The 17,433-nt window shown below is 42.9% G+C and carries 17 protein-coding genes and 1 pseudogene; 11 read left to right on the top strand and 7 right to left on the bottom strand.

What is annotated here, in order from left to right; translation table 11 throughout:
* Positions 1-93: 93 nt before the first annotated feature.
* From L2755_RS04345 to L2755_RS04335, 3 genes and pseudogenes are all read right to left on the bottom strand, one after another.
* Positions 94-277: pseudogene (locus tag L2755_RS04345) on the bottom strand (transposase); the annotation flags it as partial.
* A 138-nt stretch (positions 278-415) separates the two neighbouring features.
* Positions 416-787, bottom strand: a complete 372-nt coding sequence (locus tag L2755_RS04340) for a hypothetical protein (protein ID WP_248979520.1) — start codon at positions 785-787, stop codon at positions 416-418.
* A 676-nt stretch (positions 788-1,463) separates the two neighbouring features.
* A complete protein-coding gene (locus tag L2755_RS04335; protein WP_248979519.1) occupies positions 1,464-1,940 on the bottom strand; it encodes an outer membrane lipoprotein in 477 nt (158 codons plus the stop codon).
* 53 nt (positions 1,941-1,993) lie between these two features.
* Here L2755_RS04335 and aat point away from each other — a divergent pair, with 53 nt between their 5' ends.
* The 3 genes from aat to infA all read left to right on the top strand — a co-directional run bounded on the left by aat (position 1,994) and on the right by infA (position 3,751).
* Positions 1,994-2,704 carry a leucyl/phenylalanyl-tRNA--protein transferase gene (gene aat / locus L2755_RS04330; protein ID WP_248979518.1) on the top strand — a complete coding sequence of 237 codons (711 nt, stop codon included), beginning with the start codon at positions 1,994-1,996 and terminating at the stop codon, positions 2,702-2,704.
* The gene (locus L2755_RS04325; protein WP_248979517.1) at positions 2,694-3,419 is read left to right on the top strand and encodes an arginyltransferase; all 726 of its coding nucleotides are present in this window, start codon (positions 2,694-2,696) and stop codon (positions 3,417-3,419) included. Before aat ends, L2755_RS04325 begins: the two co-directional genes overlap by 11 nt.
* A 113-nt stretch (positions 3,420-3,532) precedes the next feature.
* The gene (infA, locus tag L2755_RS04320) at positions 3,533-3,751 is read left to right on the top strand and encodes a translation initiation factor IF-1 (RefSeq protein ID WP_005500725.1); all 219 of its coding nucleotides are present in this window, start codon (positions 3,533-3,535) and stop codon (positions 3,749-3,751) included.
* A gap of 144 nt (positions 3,752-3,895) precedes the next feature.
* Here infA and clpA read toward each other — a convergent pair whose 3' ends face one another.
* Together clpA and clpS are read right to left on the bottom strand one after the other, a co-directional pair.
* A complete protein-coding gene (clpA, locus tag L2755_RS04315; protein WP_248979516.1) occupies positions 3,896-6,154 on the bottom strand; it encodes an ATP-dependent Clp protease ATP-binding subunit ClpA in 2,259 nt (752 codons plus the stop codon).
* A gap of 36 nt (positions 6,155-6,190) precedes the next feature.
* Positions 6,191-6,499 (bottom strand): ATP-dependent Clp protease adapter ClpS, encoded by a 309-nt coding sequence (clpS, locus tag L2755_RS04310; RefSeq protein ID WP_248979515.1) that lies wholly within the window; start codon positions 6,497-6,499, stop codon positions 6,191-6,193.
* 238 nt (positions 6,500-6,737) lie between these two features.
* Between clpS and cspD the strand changes: the two genes are divergently transcribed.
* Positions 6,738-6,944: a cold shock domain-containing protein CspD gene (gene cspD, locus L2755_RS04305; protein WP_202285174.1), complete on the top strand. Its 207-nt coding sequence runs from the start codon at positions 6,738-6,740 to the stop codon at positions 6,942-6,944.
* A 95-nt stretch (positions 6,945-7,039) separates the two neighbouring features.
* Here cspD and L2755_RS04300 read toward each other — a convergent pair whose 3' ends face one another.
* Positions 7,040-9,265, bottom strand: coding sequence for an NADP-dependent isocitrate dehydrogenase (locus tag L2755_RS04300; protein WP_248979514.1), 2,226 nt, complete (start codon positions 9,263-9,265; stop codon positions 7,040-7,042).
* A 297-nt stretch (positions 9,266-9,562) separates the two neighbouring features.
* Here L2755_RS04300 and L2755_RS04295 point away from each other — a divergent pair, with 297 nt between their 5' ends.
* The 6 genes from L2755_RS04295 to L2755_RS04270 all read left to right on the top strand — a co-directional run bounded on the left by L2755_RS04295 (position 9,563) and on the right by L2755_RS04270 (position 15,450).
* Positions 9,563-10,234 (top strand): pseudouridine synthase, encoded by a 672-nt coding sequence (locus L2755_RS04295; RefSeq protein WP_248979513.1) that lies wholly within the window; start codon positions 9,563-9,565, stop codon positions 10,232-10,234.
* A gap of 293 nt (positions 10,235-10,527) precedes the next feature.
* Positions 10,528-10,941: an NUDIX hydrolase gene (locus L2755_RS04290; protein ID WP_248979512.1), complete on the top strand. Its 414-nt coding sequence runs from the start codon at positions 10,528-10,530 to the stop codon at positions 10,939-10,941.
* A gap of 144 nt (positions 10,942-11,085) precedes the next feature.
* A complete protein-coding gene (gene mnmA / locus L2755_RS04285) occupies positions 11,086-12,201 on the top strand; it encodes a tRNA 2-thiouridine(34) synthase MnmA (protein ID WP_248979511.1) in 1,116 nt (371 codons plus the stop codon).
* A 3-nt stretch (positions 12,202-12,204) separates the two neighbouring features.
* Positions 12,205-12,822: a high frequency lysogenization protein HflD gene (gene hflD, locus L2755_RS04280; protein WP_248979510.1), complete on the top strand. Its 618-nt coding sequence runs from the start codon at positions 12,205-12,207 to the stop codon at positions 12,820-12,822.
* A 29-nt stretch (positions 12,823-12,851) separates the two neighbouring features.
* A complete protein-coding gene (gene purB / locus L2755_RS04275; protein ID WP_248979509.1) occupies positions 12,852-14,222 on the top strand; it encodes an adenylosuccinate lyase in 1,371 nt (456 codons plus the stop codon).
* A 100-nt stretch (positions 14,223-14,322) separates the two neighbouring features.
* Positions 14,323-15,450: a ribosomal protein uL16 3-hydroxylase gene (locus tag L2755_RS04270; RefSeq protein ID WP_248979508.1), complete on the top strand. Its 1,128-nt coding sequence runs from the start codon at positions 14,323-14,325 to the stop codon at positions 15,448-15,450.
* Positions 15,451-15,605: 155 nt separating this feature from the next.
* On the opposite strand, the gene L2755_RS04265 is transcribed toward L2755_RS04270, so the two are convergent.
* Complete coding sequence (locus tag L2755_RS04265; RefSeq protein WP_248979507.1) at positions 15,606-16,040, bottom strand: DUF4826 family protein; 435 nt, start codon at positions 16,038-16,040, stop codon at positions 15,606-15,608.
* 268 nt (positions 16,041-16,308) lie between these two features.
* Between L2755_RS04265 and L2755_RS04260 the strand changes: the two genes are divergently transcribed.
* Positions 16,309-17,340: a Leu/Phe/Val dehydrogenase gene (locus L2755_RS04260; protein WP_248979506.1), complete on the top strand. Its 1,032-nt coding sequence runs from the start codon at positions 16,309-16,311 to the stop codon at positions 17,338-17,340.
* Positions 17,341-17,433 lie beyond the last annotated feature (93 nt).

Here is a 17,433-nt window from a genome sequence, read left to right as displayed (position 1 = left end):
TTACTGCAGATTTGAAGTGTACGGTATTTTTTTAAGGTACTTGGCACTACTTGCTTAAATTTTAAGCTGCACTTTTTATTTCAGTTTCAGGCGATTTAGCCTAGTCAAAATCTGCTGGCTTTGTGTGCTGATTGCTCCTCGCTTATCACCCCTAATGATACGCCCTGTTTCATCGACCCAGGTCAGGTAATCTTTAACACTGAACCTCCCCCTCCCAAAATCGTCCGCTGCAGTTGTCTTCTTTGTTGGCCATGCGGGCAATTAGCTCATTGAGACAAGGCTCACCTATTACAAATATCAGCTAATAAAGTAAGCTTAGTTACCCCAAGCAATACCGCAAACATTGTGTGTGGCACGATTAATCAGCAGCAAACATCGGCACGATTAATCATATTAACAGCTTCTTATATGCTGCTTACTCTTCTATTAAACCTTGTTTTTTGAGTTCTGAGTTAATTGAACCATTTGTACGCTCAAACTCAACAGCAAGAACTGAAACTAATTTACCTATTTTAAATTGCTCTGCGATATTATTTTTTTGCTCCTCAGTCCAAGGTAAGCCAGCATTTTTAGGTAAACCGTTTTCAAGGTTTTCTGCCTGCTTTTGCTCAAGAGTTTTTTTAACTTTAGGTTGCTTCTTAGCTGGATATTTTATGAACTCCAATGTGGAAAATAAAGCCCTGATAATTTCAGGACTATTGTAAGGAGATTCTTCAGGCAGAGCTTCACCTGTTAGTGGATTTATACCATTAGCTAAAGCTTCAATGATCTTTAAGTTTGTTTCCATACTATTTTAAAACTCCATTATTTGAAAAGCATATAACGTCTTAGTATTTGTGAGTTGTGCTGTCTGCAAGGCACAAATCAATTGTTGGATTTGACCGCTGCCGCGTCCATATTAATTGGTATGATTTATGCTGTAGGGATTTGCTTTTTTTTGAGGCTGACTCTGGGCTATAGGGCAACTTTATCAATTGAATCAGAGCATTTTTCAAATTTGTCATTGACACTCCTTGTCATCTTTGTGTTCCTTAATTTCTTTGTAAGTTTAGCGGTTCCTGTGTGAATTAGGCACTCAATCGAAGCCTCATTCTGGCTCCACGCAGCGGCTTCGTTCAACTCACTGTTAAAGGGCTTATAAATGTTTGGCTAAAATGTTGAGGAACGAAAACAGCCAACTATTTTTTATCCTTATTTATTAGCTTGTTATATTACCACGGAAGCACCCTACCAATAGGTTTACAACCTTTAGCTTGCATTAGTGGGATTAACTTACTTCGATTAAGTGAAATTTTAGTTAGATCTAATTTTAATGATTTACTGAGACTTGTAGACCAAACTTGATGTTTTTCAGAGTATGAAACGTAATCGTCTTCAAAGCCTTGCTTGATAGCAACGCTAGACTAAACACACTACAGGGCTTCTTAGAGCTAAGCACAAAAGGCCTAAGTGACTTAAGTTGCTCACATCTGCTGATCGACTCTAACGTAACCTTTGAGGTAAACCACTCTAACCTCATCATTGACGTTAAAAATCATCCCTTGATCTAAATCTTGGATCACCATGACCTGTTCGCCAGTGTCTAGGGTAATCATCATCTCTACTAACTTAAGCTCTTGATAGTATGAGCTATCACCATAACGATTACCAATGCCAGCGCCCAAAAGTGCGCCCAAGACGGTGGCGACATCTTGCCCCGAGCCACCACCGAATTGATGACCAACAACACCACCAATTAATGCACCACCAAATGTTTTCCAACCGCGATTTTGGTCTTCAACCAACTGTTTCTCCTTAATGTTTCTCACAGAAGCGACTTGGCCGAATTCAACTTTTTCAACAGGTACTGCCTGATTACGATCATAAGGGGCTGCACTGAGCTGAGGAATGCTCAAAAACAGACTGATAACCATAAAAACAATAAGATGAGGTTTCAACATATGCATTTTTCCGCTAACTTAAAGGTATGTACATTGCCTAATTTTACTCAATTGTGAACTCACTGTCCTATTTAAATCAAGATCAACACGATTTCCCACCACCAGAGCAGGCGCTAAGCGACCCTAATGGTCTACTTGCGGTTGGTGGAGACCTGCAGCCAGAAAGGCTGCTAAATGCCTACTACAATGGTATTTTCCCTTGGTTTAACCAAGATGATCCCATTTTGTGGTGGTCTCCGGATCCCCGCGCTGTTTTTGTGCCCGGCAATTTAAAAATAAGCCGCAGCTTATTGAAATACCTCAAAAAACAACCATGGACTTTTAGCATTAACAAACAGTTTTCTGCGGTTATTCAAGGCTGTGCAGCCCCTCGAGCAGAACAAGATGAAACTTGGATTTCAAATGATATCCAACAGGCTTACCTTAGCTTGCATCATCAAGGTCATGCTCACTCGATTGAGGTGTGGGAAGATGGCACTCTCATTGGAGGGCTTTATGGCCTGGCTATTGGGCAAGTTTTTTGCGGCGAATCGATGTTCCATCTTCGCACTAATGCTTCTAAAGCTGCTATGATCTTATTACAGCAACACCTAATACGCTGTGGCTTTAAGCTCATTGATGCACAAGTGGTTAATCCACACTTGGACAGCTTGGGCGCTAAATCAATAAAGCGAAAAGACTTTCTCTCACTGCTTAAGCACCTAAGAGACGGCAAGGTTAATCCAGACAGCTGGTTAACTGCAGAGGTACCAATTGAACTCTAACTCTAGATCTATCACGGTTGGCAGAACCAAAACCTTTCCTTGTAGCTACCTTGAGGAGCAACAAGAGCAGCTCATGGTATTACAAGAGGATATCATTGATGTCGGCTTGTTTGAGCAGCTACTGGCGTTAGGTTTTCGTCGCAGTAGTAGTATGATCTATAAACCACAATGCCCTCACTGCAGCGCGTGTTTACCCATTAGACTTGAAATTGATCAATTTCAACTATCAAAAAGACAGAAGCGTACTCTGAAAAATAACCAAGATTTAAGTTGGAAAATAGTTGACCATAAAACAGACGAGCAATATGCCTTATATGAACGCTATGTTAATACACGTCATCTAGACGGCCCAATGTACCCAGCGACTCCTGAGCAGTACGATAGTTTTGCCACCGCGAAGTGGACGCAACCTATCTTTATTGAGCTCTCTTTCGCAGACAAACTTATTGGCGTTGCAGTCACAGATGTGCTGCCGAACAGTCTATCGGCTATTTACAGCTATTTTGATCCCGATGAGCATAAGCGCTCTTTAGGAAGTCTGCTAATATTACTGCAAACCAAGATAGCCAAGATGATGCAGAAACAGTTTTTGTACTTAGGTTATCAGATTGATGAATCACGAAAGATGAATTACAAACGAGACTATCGTCCCCACCAAATTCTCACGCATTCAGGCTGGGTTACAGAGATTAAGATCAAAAATATAAGCAATTGACTAATAACGACGCTACAGCCGTGATTCACTCAACCTTTTCTTTACAGCGACGTGAATTTGCGGCATGATACGCCCGTTTTTAATATTTGAAGGCTAAACAGGATAACTGATTAATGGCGAAAGAAGACAACATTGAAATGCAAGGCACAATCCTTGAAACCTTGCCAAATACAATGTTTCGTGTAGAACTTGAAAATGGTCATGTCGTAACGGCACACATTTCAGGAAAAATGCGTAAAAACTATATCCGTATTCTTACGGGTGACAAGGTAACGGTTCAACTGACCCCTTACGATTTGAGCAAAGGACGCATCGTCTTCCGTTCACGCTAAGTTATTATTAGCCCATAACGTATTAAAAAAAGCCGGCTTACGCCGGCTTTTTATTATCTGTCATTCAGTGATACTGACCACACCTTAATGCTAATGATTAATTAACAGAGGATGGAGCCAAATGACGACTCCATTCAACCGTCATTAATGCACTGCTTTTTCCTGTGATTCAACTTTAATCACAATCTCATCGCCTTTCACATCAACAGTGGCAACACCACCTTTTTCAAGATCACCAAATAGAATCGCATCTGCAAGTGGACGTTTAATTAAATCTGTCACTACCCGCGCCATTGGCCTTGCGCCCATAGACTTATCGTAACCCTTCTCGGCTAATAAGGTTCTTGCCTCATCTGTGACATTGAGCATCACTGACTTGTCGTCTAATTGAGCTTGCAACTCAACTAAGAACTTATCTACGACCTTAGCAATAACAGTCATATCAAGATGATTAAACCAGATAATGGAATCTAATCGGTTACGGAATTCAGGTGAGAACACCTTGTTAATTTCCGATAACGCATCTTGAGTATGATCTTGCTGCTTAAAGCCGATCGATTTACGAACGGTTTCCTGTACACCTGCATTAGTGGTCATCACGACAGTGACATGTCTAAAGTCAGCTTTGCGGCCGTTATTATCTGTCAAGGTACCGTGATCCATCACTTGCAGCAGCAAGTTATAAACGTCCGGATGGGCTTTTTCAATCTCATCGAGTAACACCACGCAGTGCGGATTTTTAATCACCGCATCGGTTAACAGGCCACCTTGGTCGTAACCAACATATCCTGGAGGTGCACCAATAAGACGTGACACCGTGTGACTCTCCATGTACTCAGACATATCGAATCGAATCAGGTTAAGCCCAAGGCATTTAGCTAACTGGCTAGTCACCTCGGTTTTACCTACGCCGGTGGGACCGGCAAACAAGAAACTACCGACGGGCTTATTTTCACCGCCTAGACCACTACGAGATAGGCGAATAGCGGAGCTAAGCCCCTCAATAGCGATGTCTTGACCAAATACCACCATCTTAAGGTTACGCTCAAGGTTCTTAAGCATGTCCTTATCAGAGCTAGATACCGACTTCTCAGGTATGCGCGCCATTTTTGCAATAATGGTTTCGATTTCACTTTGACCGATGGTTTTTTTCCGCTTGCTTGCAGGTAACATCGCCATGCGAGCGCCTGCTTCATCGATCACATCAATGGCTTTGTCGGGCAGGTGCCTATCGTTAATGTGCTTATCAGACAGCTTGGCTGCAATACTCAATGCGGCCATGGTGTAGCGCACATTATGATATTTTTCATAGGTCGACTTCAGTCCCTGAAGGATTTTAGTCGTCTCAGCAACAGAAGGCTCGTTGATATCTATTTTCTGGAAGCGACGCGCCAATGCGCGGTCTTTTTCAAAAATACTTTGATACTCTTGGAACGTTGTCGAACCCATGCACCTTAAATGACCACTTGAAAGCAGTGGTTTAAGTAAGTTTGATGCATCCATTACGCCGCCAGACGCTGAGCCTGCACCGATAATGGTATGAATTTCGTCAATAAATAAAATTGCATGCTCATCATCTGCCAGTTCTTTGAGTAAACCTTTAAAGCGTTTCTCAAAATCACCACGGTACTTGGTACCCGCAAGCAATGCGCCTAAATCAAGCGAGTAAACAGTCGCCTCGCTCATGATTTCAGGCACTTCTTCTTTTACAATTCGATAAGCTAGCCCTTCTGCTATTGCCGTTTTACCGACGCCAGCTTCACCGACTAACAATGGGTTATTCTTACGGCGACGACACAAGGTTTGAATAGAGCGTTCAATCTCTTCACCTCGACCAATCAATGGGTCGATCTCACCTTTTTTAGCTAACTCATTCAAGTTAGCGGTAAATTGCGACAATATGCTGCGCTCTTCTGCAGCTTCAGTATGATCTTCAATACGATTGGGTTCAGCATCGGTATCAACATCATTTTTTGAAAAACCATGGGAAATGAAATTGACCACATCAAGACGATTAACATCGCCAGAACGTAATAAATAAACAGCTTGAGATTCTTGTTCGCTAAAAATGGCCACTAAAACATTAGCGCCAGTGACTTCGTTTCGCCCGGATGACTGCACATGGAAAACGGCTCGTTGCAAAACGCGCTGAAAACCGAGCGTGGGCTGTGTTTCCTTCTCATCTTCAGGATCGGCAATGATAGGCGTGGTTTGTTGAATAAAACTCGAAACTTCATCTCTGAGTTTATCAAGGTTTGCTCCGCAAGCAACTAGCGCCTCTTGTGCGGCCGGATTATCGATTAACGCCAACAATAGATGCTCAACCGTCATATATTCATGACGTGCATCTCTGGCTTGCTGAAAAGCCAGATTTAAGGTGACTTCAAGATCTTTATTTAGCATAAGCACCCCCAAAAATTAACAACAGATTCAACCAAATTAGGCCTCCTCTAATGAACACAATAACGGATGTTCGTTTTGTCTTGCAAACTGATTTACCTGAGCAACCTTAGTTTCTGCAATACCAAAAGGGAAAACACCACAAATCCCCTTTCCTTGATGATGAATTGCAAGCATTATTTCAGTGGCTTGTACTTCATCCTTTCTAAAAAATAGCTGTAAAATCTCAATAACGAAGTCCATTGGCGTGTAGTCATCGTTATTTAAAATAACTTTATACAGAGAAGGTTGTTTTAGTTCCGTTTCAACACTCTCTTCTACGTGTTCTACGTTTTCTGTTCTGCTCATGCTTCAATACTAGCCTCTAGTCTTGGCTTGTTCCAATTGATTATCAAACTCAATCTATTTAATACCACAAATTATACCAAATAGTACGTGCAACTTTGTAAGGATAATGTTGCCCGCTTGTTAATTTTATCTTGACAACACGCTTTTCTGCTTTCATTGTGTTCAGTACGCGAGGATTTTCCTCGCTGATAAGTTTTACTATCTTACTGGGAAGTGAACAACAGAAGGAAGTGGAAGTATGGCAAGCGGAACTGTTAAATGGTTCAACAACGCCAAAGGATTCGGGTTTATTTGCCCTGATGCTGGCGGTGAAGACGTTTTTGCGCACTATTCTACCATCGAAATGGAAGGCTATCGAACTCTAAAAGCAGGCCAACCCGTCAGTTTCGAAGTGGAAGCAGGTCCAAAAGGTATGCACGCGTCGGCAATATCGACAACTAACTAGTTTAGTCGTGATTGAAATAAAAAAAGCAGAGTAGCGACCTACTCTGCTTTTTTATTGCTGGTAAAAAGGCCTGCGCGATACAGGCCTTTTATCATTTAGCCATTAACAATTGCGTTCAATGTTGCACTTGGACGCATTACAGCTGCAGCTTTCGCCGCATCAAGACGATAGTAACCGCCTAAATCAACTGCTGGACCTTGTACACTATTTAACTCGGCAACAATTTTGTCTTCATTACGAGTCAAGTCTTCAGCAAACTGAGCAAACTGCGCTTGTAGCTCGCTATCTTGTGTTTGCGCGGTTACCGCTTGTGCCCAATACATCGCTAGATAGAAATGGCTACCGCGATTATCAAGTTCACCAACACGACGTGACGGTGACTTGTTGGTATCAAGGAACTGACCGATTGCCAAGTCTAGCGTATCTGCTAATACCTGTGCCTTGGCATTGTTGGTTGTTTGGCTTAGATGCTCTAATGATGCACCTAACGCTAAAAACTCACCTAATGAATCCCAACGCAGGTGACCTTCTTTCTCAACTTGTTGAACATGCTTAGGTGCACTACCACCCGCGCCAGTTTCAAACAATCCACCACCATTCATTAGTGGCACAATTGAAAGCATTTTAGCACTAGTACCTAGCTCTAAAATCGGGAACAAGTCAGTAAGGTAATCACGTAAAACGTTACCCGTTACTGAGATGGTATCTTTACCCGCATTGACGCGTTCCAGCGTAAAGCGTGTTGCTTCAACAGGAGACATGATGTGCAGCTCAAGACCGTTTGTATTGTGATCTTTAAGATACAGCTCAACCTTTTTAATGATCTCTGTATCATGAGCACGATCCGTATCTAACCAAAATATTGCTGGAGTCGCTGACAAGCGAGAACGGTTAACCGCAAGCTTTACCCAATCACGAATTGGTGCATCTTTAACCTGACACATTCTGAAAATATCACCGGCTTCAACGTCATGTGACATTAGCACTACGCCATCTTGGTCAACGACATTAACGCTGCCCGCGGCTGCGATTTCAAATGTTTTATCGTGGCTGCCGTACTCTTCGGCTTTTTGAGCCATCAGACCAACGTTAGGTACGCTACCCATAGTGCTAGGGTTAAATGCACCGTTATTGATACAAAAATCAATAGTTTCTTGATAAACACCGGCATAACAACGATCAGGGATCATTGCTTTCATGTCTTTTAGTTGACCATCAGGACCCCACATCTTACCCGAGGTACGGATAGCGGCAGGCATTGATGCGTCAATAATCACATCGCTTGGCACATGTAAGTTAGTGATGCCTTTGTCTGAATCAACCATCGCCAGTTCAGCGCTGCTTGCGTAAACCGCTGCGATATCAGCTTCTATAGCCGCTTTTTGATCTGCAGGTAAACTCGCAATCTTGGCGTAAACATCACCGACACCGTTATTGACATCAACACCTAGTTCTTCAAATAACTTACCGTGCTTAGCAAATACATCTTTGTAGTAAACTTTAACGGCATGACCGAAAAGAATCGGATCCGATATCTTCATCATGGTGGCTTTTAAATGCAGCGATAATAAAACATCCTGCTGTTTCGCTTTTTTAGCTTCACGCTCGTAAAAACTAACCAAAGCCACTTTGCTCATGACAGCTGAATCAATCACTTCATCGGCTTGCAGCGCGATTGCATTGCGCAATACCAGCTCAGAACCATCAGTCTTGTTCAATACAATTGAAACACTACCCGCAGCTGCAACAGTGACCGACTTTTCACTACCGTAAAAATCACCTTCACTCATATGAGCAACGTGCGACTTAGAGTCTGCAGACCATTTACCCATCGAGTGTGGATTTTTTTGAGCAAATTTCTTCACTGAACCTGGTGCACGGCGATCTGAATTTCCTTCGCGCAATACCGGGTTTACCGCACTGCCTTTAATTCTGTCGTAACGCGCTTGGATATCTTTTTCAATATCATTAGCAGGTTCATCAGGGTAGCTAGGAATGTTGTAGCCTTTATTCTGCAGTTCTAAAATACACGCTTTAAGCTGCGGAACTGATGCGCTGATATTGGGGAGCTTAATGATGTTAGCTGCAGGTGTTTTAGCCAGCTCGCCAAGTTCAGCCAGTGCATCACTGATTTTTTGTTCGGCGGTTAAGTTTTCAGGGAAAACAGAGATGATGCGGCCAGACAGTGAAATATCACGGGTCTCAACGTCAATACCTGCACTTTGAGTGAATTTCTGAATAATAGGTAACAAAGAAAGAGTTGCCAGTGCTGGAGCTTCGTCAGTTTCGGTATAGATGATCGTTGATGATTTATCGTTCATTTTTCGTCCTACATTATTTTAAATTTAAGATTTTTATAATAATTATGTCTATTTTCATGATGAAAAGGTAAAAAATTCAGTCACTTTCGATACTTATCGTCACTCACGTTGTGCGATAACTTGTTATTTTTCCTACCGCCACGCTCTCAATTGAGATCGCATAAATTCGCGAATTTAGTTGCGGATCACACTTTTATTGCCGACATCATAAAACATTCCGCGCAAGATTCAAATTCCACTAATGGCGAATGAGCAGTACAATAGGAAAATTAGCCCCTTTTTAAAAAGTTAATTCGTGTGACTCAGCCATTTTCAAAGAAAAAACCACAAAAGAAACCCACTAAAGCCAATGGTTTCTCCGCAAAGTCGGCGAACAAGCCCTACCGTCCATCGAATAGACCCAAAGAAGTTCAGAATCCTATCATCGTATTGTTTAACAAACCCTTTGATGTTCTTTGTCAGTTTACTGATGAACAAGGCCGTAAAACCCTAAAAGATTTTATTCCGATTGCTGATGTATACGCAGCGGGACGTCTTGATAGAGATAGCGAAGGTTTATTGCTGCTCACTAATGACGGTAAATTGCAGGCTCAAATTACTGAACCAAAGAAGAAAACCTTTAAAACGTACTGGGTACAAGTTGAAGGTGCACCGACGGAAGCGGATCTTGATAAACTGCGTAAAGGGGTGGAACTTAAAGACGGTTTAACCTTACCGGCTAACATTAGCATTATGGACAAGCCTGCAGTATGGCCACGAGTACCTGCGATTAGGGAGCGCGCCAGCATTCCTACGACTTGGTTAACAATTGAGATTTGTGAGGGTAGAAACCGTCAAGTCAGAAGAATGACCGCCAATATTGGTTTTCCAACGTTAAGATTGATCCGCTATAAAATAGGCCAATGGAGTCTAGATGATTTACCTAATGGCCAGTACCGCCAACTGGATATGAAGGCTAAGAATGTCTGAGCGCTATATCCCCATCCTACTTGAAGATGCTCGTTTCAGAGGTGTTGTGCCAGTTCAATTCTAGGCGCATTAACGTAGAAATGGTTATTCCCTTTTAAATTAGTGCAACAACGAAGTGGGCTTGCACAACGCCTTCTGCGATGGGTTTTAATGAGCTTTACTCTGTGTTATTGATTTTACTAAGGGAGCGACCATTAGTGACAACCAAAGCCTTGATTAAAGCCCATTAAATTCCCACTGAATCCTGCATCTTCAGGTAAGATGGGGATGAACCTAACACAACTGTAGCCTGTGTGATTGAGGCTAACGGTAAATATTTGTTGGTCGAAGAGCTGATAGATGGCGAGATCCGATATAACCAACCCGCTGGCCATCTTGAGCCGAACGAGTCGATTATTGATGCCTGTATTCGCGAAGTTAAAGAGGAGACGGGTCTTGATATAGAACCCGAAGGACTGGTGGCGATATACCAATATACGGCAACAGAGCAGCTTGCGTTTGTACGTTTCACCTTTTATTCAACGCTTAAGCAATGTGTCACTTCAACGCCCTTAGACCCCGCTATCTGCAGCAGTAAATGGCTTACATTAACGGAGATACTTGCACTTAAATCTACGCTACGAAGCCCGCTAGTGCTTAAATGTATTGAAGATTATCAAAACAACAAACGCTATCCACTGGAAATACTAAATGATCGATTGCTTTGATAGCTCAGTCACATAATGCGTGATAGAATATGCCCCCGCAGAAAGCGGCTGATTTAGGCCTCCCTTGTAATTAGGTTTTTTACCCATATATTTAGCTAATACATGGCTGCGACACTCGTCAAACACAAAGGTTTTTTAGAATTTATGACATCAATCGAACCCACTCATCTTGGTAAAAAAGTCATCGTCGGCATGTCCGGTGGTGTAGATTCATCTGTTTCTGCTTACTTGCTGATGAAGCAAGGCTATCAAGTCGAAGGCCTGTTCATGAAGAACTGGGAAGAGGATGACACGGATGAATATTGTGCGGCAGCTGATGATCTAAAAGATGCGCAAGCTGTCTGTGACAAGCTTGGTATTAAACTGCATACCGTCAACTTTGCCTCTGAGTACTGGGACAATGTGTTTGAATATTTCCTTGCTGAATACAAAGCAGGCCGCACGCCTAACCCAGACATCATCTGTAATAAAGAGATTAAGTTTAAAGCTTTTCTCGAGTTCGCAGATGAAATACTCGATGCCGATTATATCGCCATGGGTCACTACGTGCGTCGCCGTGACATCGATGGCACCCGCCAAATGCTCCGCGGTGTTGATGGCAATAAAGATCAAAGCTACTTCTTATATACTCTCAGCCACGAGCAAGTTGCCCGCTCACTATTCCCTGTTGGAGAGTTACAAAAAAGCGAAGTACGTGAAATAGCCAAAGAGATGGGGCTTATCACCCACGACAAGAAAGACAGTACTGGCATCTGCTTTATTGGCGAGCGCAAGTTTACTGATTTTCTTGCCACCTTCTTGCCGGCACAGCCAGGTAACATCGAAACCAGCGAAGGCGAAGTGATTGGTCAACATCAAGGTTTGATGTACCACACCTTAGGCCAACGTAAAGGCTTAGGCATTGGTGGTCTTAAAAACAGTAATGATGATCCTTGGTATGTTGTTGATAAAGATCTGCTACGTAATGTGTTAGTTGTTGGTCAAGGCGGCAAACACCCTCGCCTGATGTCTAATGGCCTAGTGGCTAACCAACTGCATTGGGTTGATAGAAAAGGGCCTGATAATGGCGCTCAAATCACTCTTAAAACCCGTTATCGTCAACAAGATGTAGCTTGTACGGTGACTTATGACAGTGCCGATCAAATTCGCGTTATTTTTAATGAGCCAGTCGCCGCTGTAACCCCAGGCCAATCTGCTGTATTTTATGATGGTGAAATCTGTCTTGGCGGCGGAATAATTGACGAACTAATAAGAGATTAATCCATGAGCGATCAGCTGTTTGAACGCACAATGGCTTTTGCTGGCATATTGCAAGCCGTAGCCCAAGTACAATACATAGCACGCAATGGCGACTCCGATAAAGACGCGCTAGCGGCCAGTTTAAATTCAGTGTTAGTCACTAACCCCGACTCAACAGCCGATGTATACGCTGATCAAGAAGCGTTGAAAAAAGGCTACCAAATGATTGTTGCCCAACTGGGTGACGGCAAAGAAAAAGATGTTGAAGTCACCCGCTATCTAGTGGGTATTTTGGCACTGGAGCGCAAACTCACCCGCTCATCAAATGCCATGGGAATGCTGTCTGAGCGGATAAGTCAAATTCATCGCCAACTTGGACACTTCGACATTACTGATGAGCAGGTTATTGCTAATTTTGCCAGTATATACAGTGATATCGTTAGCGAGCTAGGGCCAAAGCTGCAAATTTCGGGTAACCCAGAGTTCCTTAAACGCACCCAGACTCAGCACAAAATTCGCGCCCTGTTACTGTCTGCCATGCGCAGTGCAGTGTTATGGCGACAATTAGGAGGCAAGCGTAGGCATCTTGTCTTCGCAAGAAAAACAATAGTCGATACAGCTATGAAAAGCCTCACCCTATAATATAAGACAAGTTCATCAAGGAGCTTCTAATGGAACTTTCCGCACTAACTGCTATCTCTCCGGTAGACGGTCGTTATGGTAGTAAAACCGCCTCATTAAGAGGGATTTTCAGCGAGTACGGCCTGACCAAATACCGTGTTCAAGTCGAAGTAAACTGGCTAAAGCTGCTCTCTAGCTGCCCAGAAATTGAAGAAGTTCCCCCTTTTAGTGAAGCTGCATTGGCTTTGCTTGATCAAATTAAAGATAACTTTAGCGAAGCCGATGCCCAGCGCATAAAAGATATTGAAGCCACCACCAACCACGACGTTAAAGCGGTTGAATACTTCATTAAAGAACGTATTGCAGATAATGCAGAGCTTGTTGCAATTGACGAGTTTGTCCACTTTGCTTGTACCTCTGAAGATATCAATAACCTTTCTCACGCGTTAATGCTAACAGAAGCACGTGAACAAGTGCTTGTACCCTATTGCCAGAAAATTGTTGATGCGATTAAAGCATTAGCAAAAGAGCACAAGACGGTACCATTGATGTCCCGTACCCACGGTCAACCCGCTTCACCTTCTACTTTAGGTAAAGAGATGGCTAACGTTGTTGTGCGTCTTGAACGTCAGCTGAAGCAAGTTTCAAACGTTGAGATTATGGGTAAAATCAATGGCGCTGTAGGTAACTACAATGCTCACATATCTGCTTACCCAGAAGTTGATTGGCATGCCCTTTCACAACGTTTTGTGACTAGTCTTGGCATCAACTGGAATCCGTATACGACTCAAATTGAGCCACACGATTACATTGCAGAGTTGTTTGATGCACTCGCGCGATTCAACACCATTCTTATCGATTTCGATCGTGATATTTGGGGTTACATCGCATTAGGTCACTTTAAGCAGCGCACTATTGCCGGTGAAATTGGCTCTTCAACCATGCCACATAAAGTTAACCCAATTGATTTCGAGAACTCTGAAGGTAACTTAGGGATTGCAAACGCGTTAATGCAACACTTAGCCGCAAAGCTTCCTGTTTCTCGCTGGCAGCGTGACCTTACTGACTCGACTGTTTTGCGTAACTTAGGCGTTGGTATATCTCACTCTCTTATCGCTTATCAAGCGACATTGAAAGGGATCAGCAAGCTACAAGTTAACGAACAGCAACTGCGTAAAGAACTTGATGGCAACTGGGAAGTACTAGCAGAGCCAGTACAAACTGTCATGCGTCGTTATGGCATCGAAAAGCCCTATGAGAAGCTAAAAGAATTGACCCGTGGTAAGCGCATCGATGGTCAGCAACTTGCTGTGTTTATCGATGGCCTTGAGCTACCAGAAAGCGTGAAAATCGACCTGAAGAAGATGACACCAGCCAACTATATTGGCCGTGCCGAAACTTTTGTTGATGAGCTTAAGTAAACAAAAAGACCAGATGTAGTTAGACTACTAATGGTGCAAATAAGGCGGTAAGCTTAGGCTTATCGCCTTTATTTTTATCCTTTTCATGGGTGCAGCCAAAATGTACAGCCTTAATTTAGACACCAACGCTTTTCTTAGGGACTATTGGCAAAAAAAGCCATTACTCATCAAAAATGCATTTCCACATTTTGAAGAGATCATCAGTCCAGATGAACTTGCAGGTTTAGCCTGTGAGGAGGAAGTATCTTCTCGTGTTGTAGTAACCAAGGACAACGATTGGCAGATCTGCCAAGGACCCTTTGAAGATTATGATCAGTTTGGCAGCAGCCATTGGCAATTGCTGGTACAAGCGTTAAATCATTGGCATCCAGATTCAGCCAACTTTATTGATGCCTTCCGCTTTATTCCTGATTGGCGCTTCGATGATTTAATGGCCTCTTTTGCAACACCTGGTGGTGGCGTCGGTGCGCATATTGATAACTATGATGTATTTATTATTCAAGGTGAAGGCGAGCGTCACTGGACTGTGGGCGAAAAAGGCCAATATGCACCGAAAAATAATGACCCAACCACGCCATTGATAGAAGGGTTTACCCCGATCATTGATGTCGTATTGGAAAAAGGCGACATGCTTTACATCCCTCCAGGCTATCCACATCAGGGCCAAACGTTAACCACTGCGATGAGCTATTCAATAGGCTATAGAGCGCCGAGTCAGCAAGAGCTATTTAGTGCATTAGCAGATGCGCTAATTGATACCAATACGGGGTTAAAGCGTTTCACATCAACATCAGAACCGACTGTCGCTAACCAAGTGAGTGTTAGCCACCAGCAAGATATGATGGCACTGATAAGCGAACTCGCCAGCTCCCCTGAAAGTTATCAAACGATGCTGGGCAACATGTTGAGTGAGAATCGATTTGAATTAGATTTGTGTGAGCCTGAAGAGCCTTACACTGCCGACATGCTGAAGGACGATATTGAGCAAGGCGCACTGTTATGCCGTATCGGTGGTTTAAAATTGTTACAGCTAGAAAATGATTCGCTATCACGGGTATTTATTAACGGCGAGCCCTTTGTGCATCCAGAAAATATCACTGCCGATGTCACCATTCTGGCGAACAGCTGCAGTTTTGCTGCAGAAAAAACTAAGCAGTTACTGCAAAATGTGGCAACTCAAGAGCTCATTGTGACACTGCTTAATCGTGGTTACTTTTACTTGGGTTAATGTGACAGAGATCTAACATCGAGTGTTGAATCAGGCCATGAAGCGGCCTTTTTTATGCCTATATGTATTCACTTAATAAATTATGCTCAGAAAATAAAATGCCTGAATAAAGCAATTTATTCAGGCATTTTTTTAACGGGTTTTATCGGCGTAGATTAAGTAACAGGTCCCCAGATTTTATCATCAGCCTGCATTTTATAGAGCCCTTCAGCTCGAGAGATTAGTAGTTCGGCAAACTTCGCTTGCGCAGGGTCTTTGACCAAACTTGAGCGCCTGATATTCTCCGCTTTCATTTGCCAAATCATAGAAAAATGACGAATTGCATCTCTCGCAGTAGCGGCAACGTTAACATCAACGTAATCAGACGGCAGGTCACCGGACATCACCCAAAATGTTTGCTTAGAGGGCTTTTTAGATTCCATTTTCCAAATGGCAACAAATGGCGCTAAATAACGGCTTTCGTCAGCATGAACCTTACTGGGCAAAATCCCTTTTTCAGCGAGAAATTTGTTTGCTTTTTGAAACTGAGTTCTGATCCACTCTTGTCTTAACGCTTCTTGGTCTTGAGCTTGCTCGACTTCTTCAGCCATCTCTTCCTTCCTTTCTTATTTTCTTTTTGAGCCCTTAAAAACAGCAACTCTTTTATAATTTACCAACTTATTTAGCATAAGTAACACTTAAAACTTTACGTTAACGTAAAGTGGAAAGCAGAATTGCCACATGGATCACAAATAATCCGAATCTTTGCTTTGTTGAGAGTATCGCTAAATGCTATCGTTCTGCAATAAATATAACAAGCAGATCGCACTGTAATCTAGCAGTAGCGGTATTATCGATGCTCAGAGCGGAGATCAACAAGTGGCAGTATTCAATCACATCTCTTTTGACGACCATGAACAAGTCGTTTTTTGTCAGGATAAAGAAAGCGGCCTCAAAGCCATTATTGCAATTCATAACACCAACTTAGGCCCCGCTGTAGGCGGTTGTAGAATGTGGCATTATGAATCTGACGATGAAGCGATAACCGACGTACTTCGTCTTTCTCGTGGAATGACCTATAAAAATGCATTAGCTGGCCTGACCATGGGTGGCGGCAAGTCAGTTATTATTGCCGATCCTAAAGTAAAAGATCGTGAAGCCCTCTTTAGAGCGTTCGGCCGTTGTATTGATACCTTAGGTGGAAAGTACTATTCAGCTGAAGATGTTGGTGTTTCAACAGCCGATATTATGATCGCGCATCAAGAGACGCCTTATATGGCGGGTTTAGAAGGCAAGAGTGGCGATCCTTCACCATACACTGCTCTTGGTACCTTCTTGGGTATTAAAGCTGCTGTGAAGCATCAGCGTGGCTTAGACAGCCTTAAAGGGCTAAAGATCTCAGTTCAAGGTGTTGGCCATGTTGGTTACTACCTATGTCGTCACCTGCACGAAGCAGGCGCAGAGCTTATCGTTACCGATATAAATCAAGAGTCGTTGGATAAAGTGGCAACTGAATTTGGCGCCACAGTTGTGGCACCGCAAGATATCTATCATCAAGATGTTGATGTCTACGCCCCCTGTGCACTTGGTGCAACAATCAACGACATCACCATTCCGATGTTAAAAGCGACTATTGTTGCAGGTTGTGCCAATAACCAGCTTGCTGAAGTGCGTCATGGTGAGTTGTTAAAAGAGCAAAACATACTTTATGCACCAGATTACGTTATTAACGCTGGGGGTATTATCAATGTCTCTTTTGAAAAAGACTATGATGCCACCGCAGCAACGGCCAAAGTAGAAGAGATCTACAATACGCTTATCACCATTTTCAAACAGGCTGATGCACAAAACCGCACAACCGGTGATGTCGCTGATGAAATGGCGCGCGAGATCATTAACGCTGCGAAGTAAATATCGAGTATTTTTAAAAAGCCAAGCATTAGCTTGGCTTTTTTTTGCCTATTACTTATGTCGTTCCAATGATATAGCGATCATTCATAAAAT

Source organism: Shewanella abyssi (assembly GCF_023284025.1).
GTDB classification, from domain to species: domain Bacteria; phylum Pseudomonadota; class Gammaproteobacteria; order Enterobacterales; family Shewanellaceae; genus Shewanella; species Shewanella abyssi.
The sequence above is the reverse complement of the archived record's forward strand: the minus strand, read 5'-3'. Positions and strand labels throughout refer to the sequence as shown.

Bases quoted from the DNA above. Each gene is read 5' to 3' on its own strand.
- L2755_RS04340 (WP_248979520.1), bottom strand. From the start codon at position 787: ATGGAAACAAACTTAAAGATCATTGAAGCTTTAGCTAATGGTATAAAT.
- L2755_RS04335 (WP_248979519.1), bottom strand. From the start codon at position 1,940: ATGTTGAAACCTCATCTTATTGTTTTTATGGTTATCAGTCTGTTTTTG.
- infA (WP_005500725.1), top strand. From the start codon at position 3,533: ATGGCGAAAGAAGACAACATTGAAATGCAAGGCACAATCCTTGAAACC.
- clpA (WP_248979516.1), bottom strand. From the start codon at position 6,154: ATGCTAAATAAAGATCTTGAAGTCACCTTAAATCTGGCTTTTCAGCAA.
- clpS (WP_248979515.1), bottom strand. From the start codon at position 6,499: ATGAGCAGAACAGAAAACGTAGAACACGTAGAAGAGAGTGTTGAAACG.
- cspD (WP_202285174.1), top strand. From the start codon at position 6,738: ATGGCAAGCGGAACTGTTAAATGGTTCAACAACGCCAAAGGATTCGGG.
- L2755_RS04300 (WP_248979514.1), bottom strand. From the start codon at position 9,265: ATGAACGATAAATCATCAACGATCATCTATACCGAAACTGACGAAGCT.
- mnmA (WP_248979511.1), top strand. From the start codon at position 11,086: ATGACATCAATCGAACCCACTCATCTTGGTAAAAAAGTCATCGTCGGC.
- hflD (WP_248979510.1), top strand. From the start codon at position 12,205: ATGAGCGATCAGCTGTTTGAACGCACAATGGCTTTTGCTGGCATATTG.
- purB (WP_248979509.1), top strand. From the start codon at position 12,852: ATGGAACTTTCCGCACTAACTGCTATCTCTCCGGTAGACGGTCGTTAT.
- L2755_RS04270 (WP_248979508.1), top strand. From the start codon at position 14,323: ATGTACAGCCTTAATTTAGACACCAACGCTTTTCTTAGGGACTATTGG.
- L2755_RS04265 (WP_248979507.1), bottom strand. From the start codon at position 16,040: ATGGCTGAAGAAGTCGAGCAAGCTCAAGACCAAGAAGCGTTAAGACAA.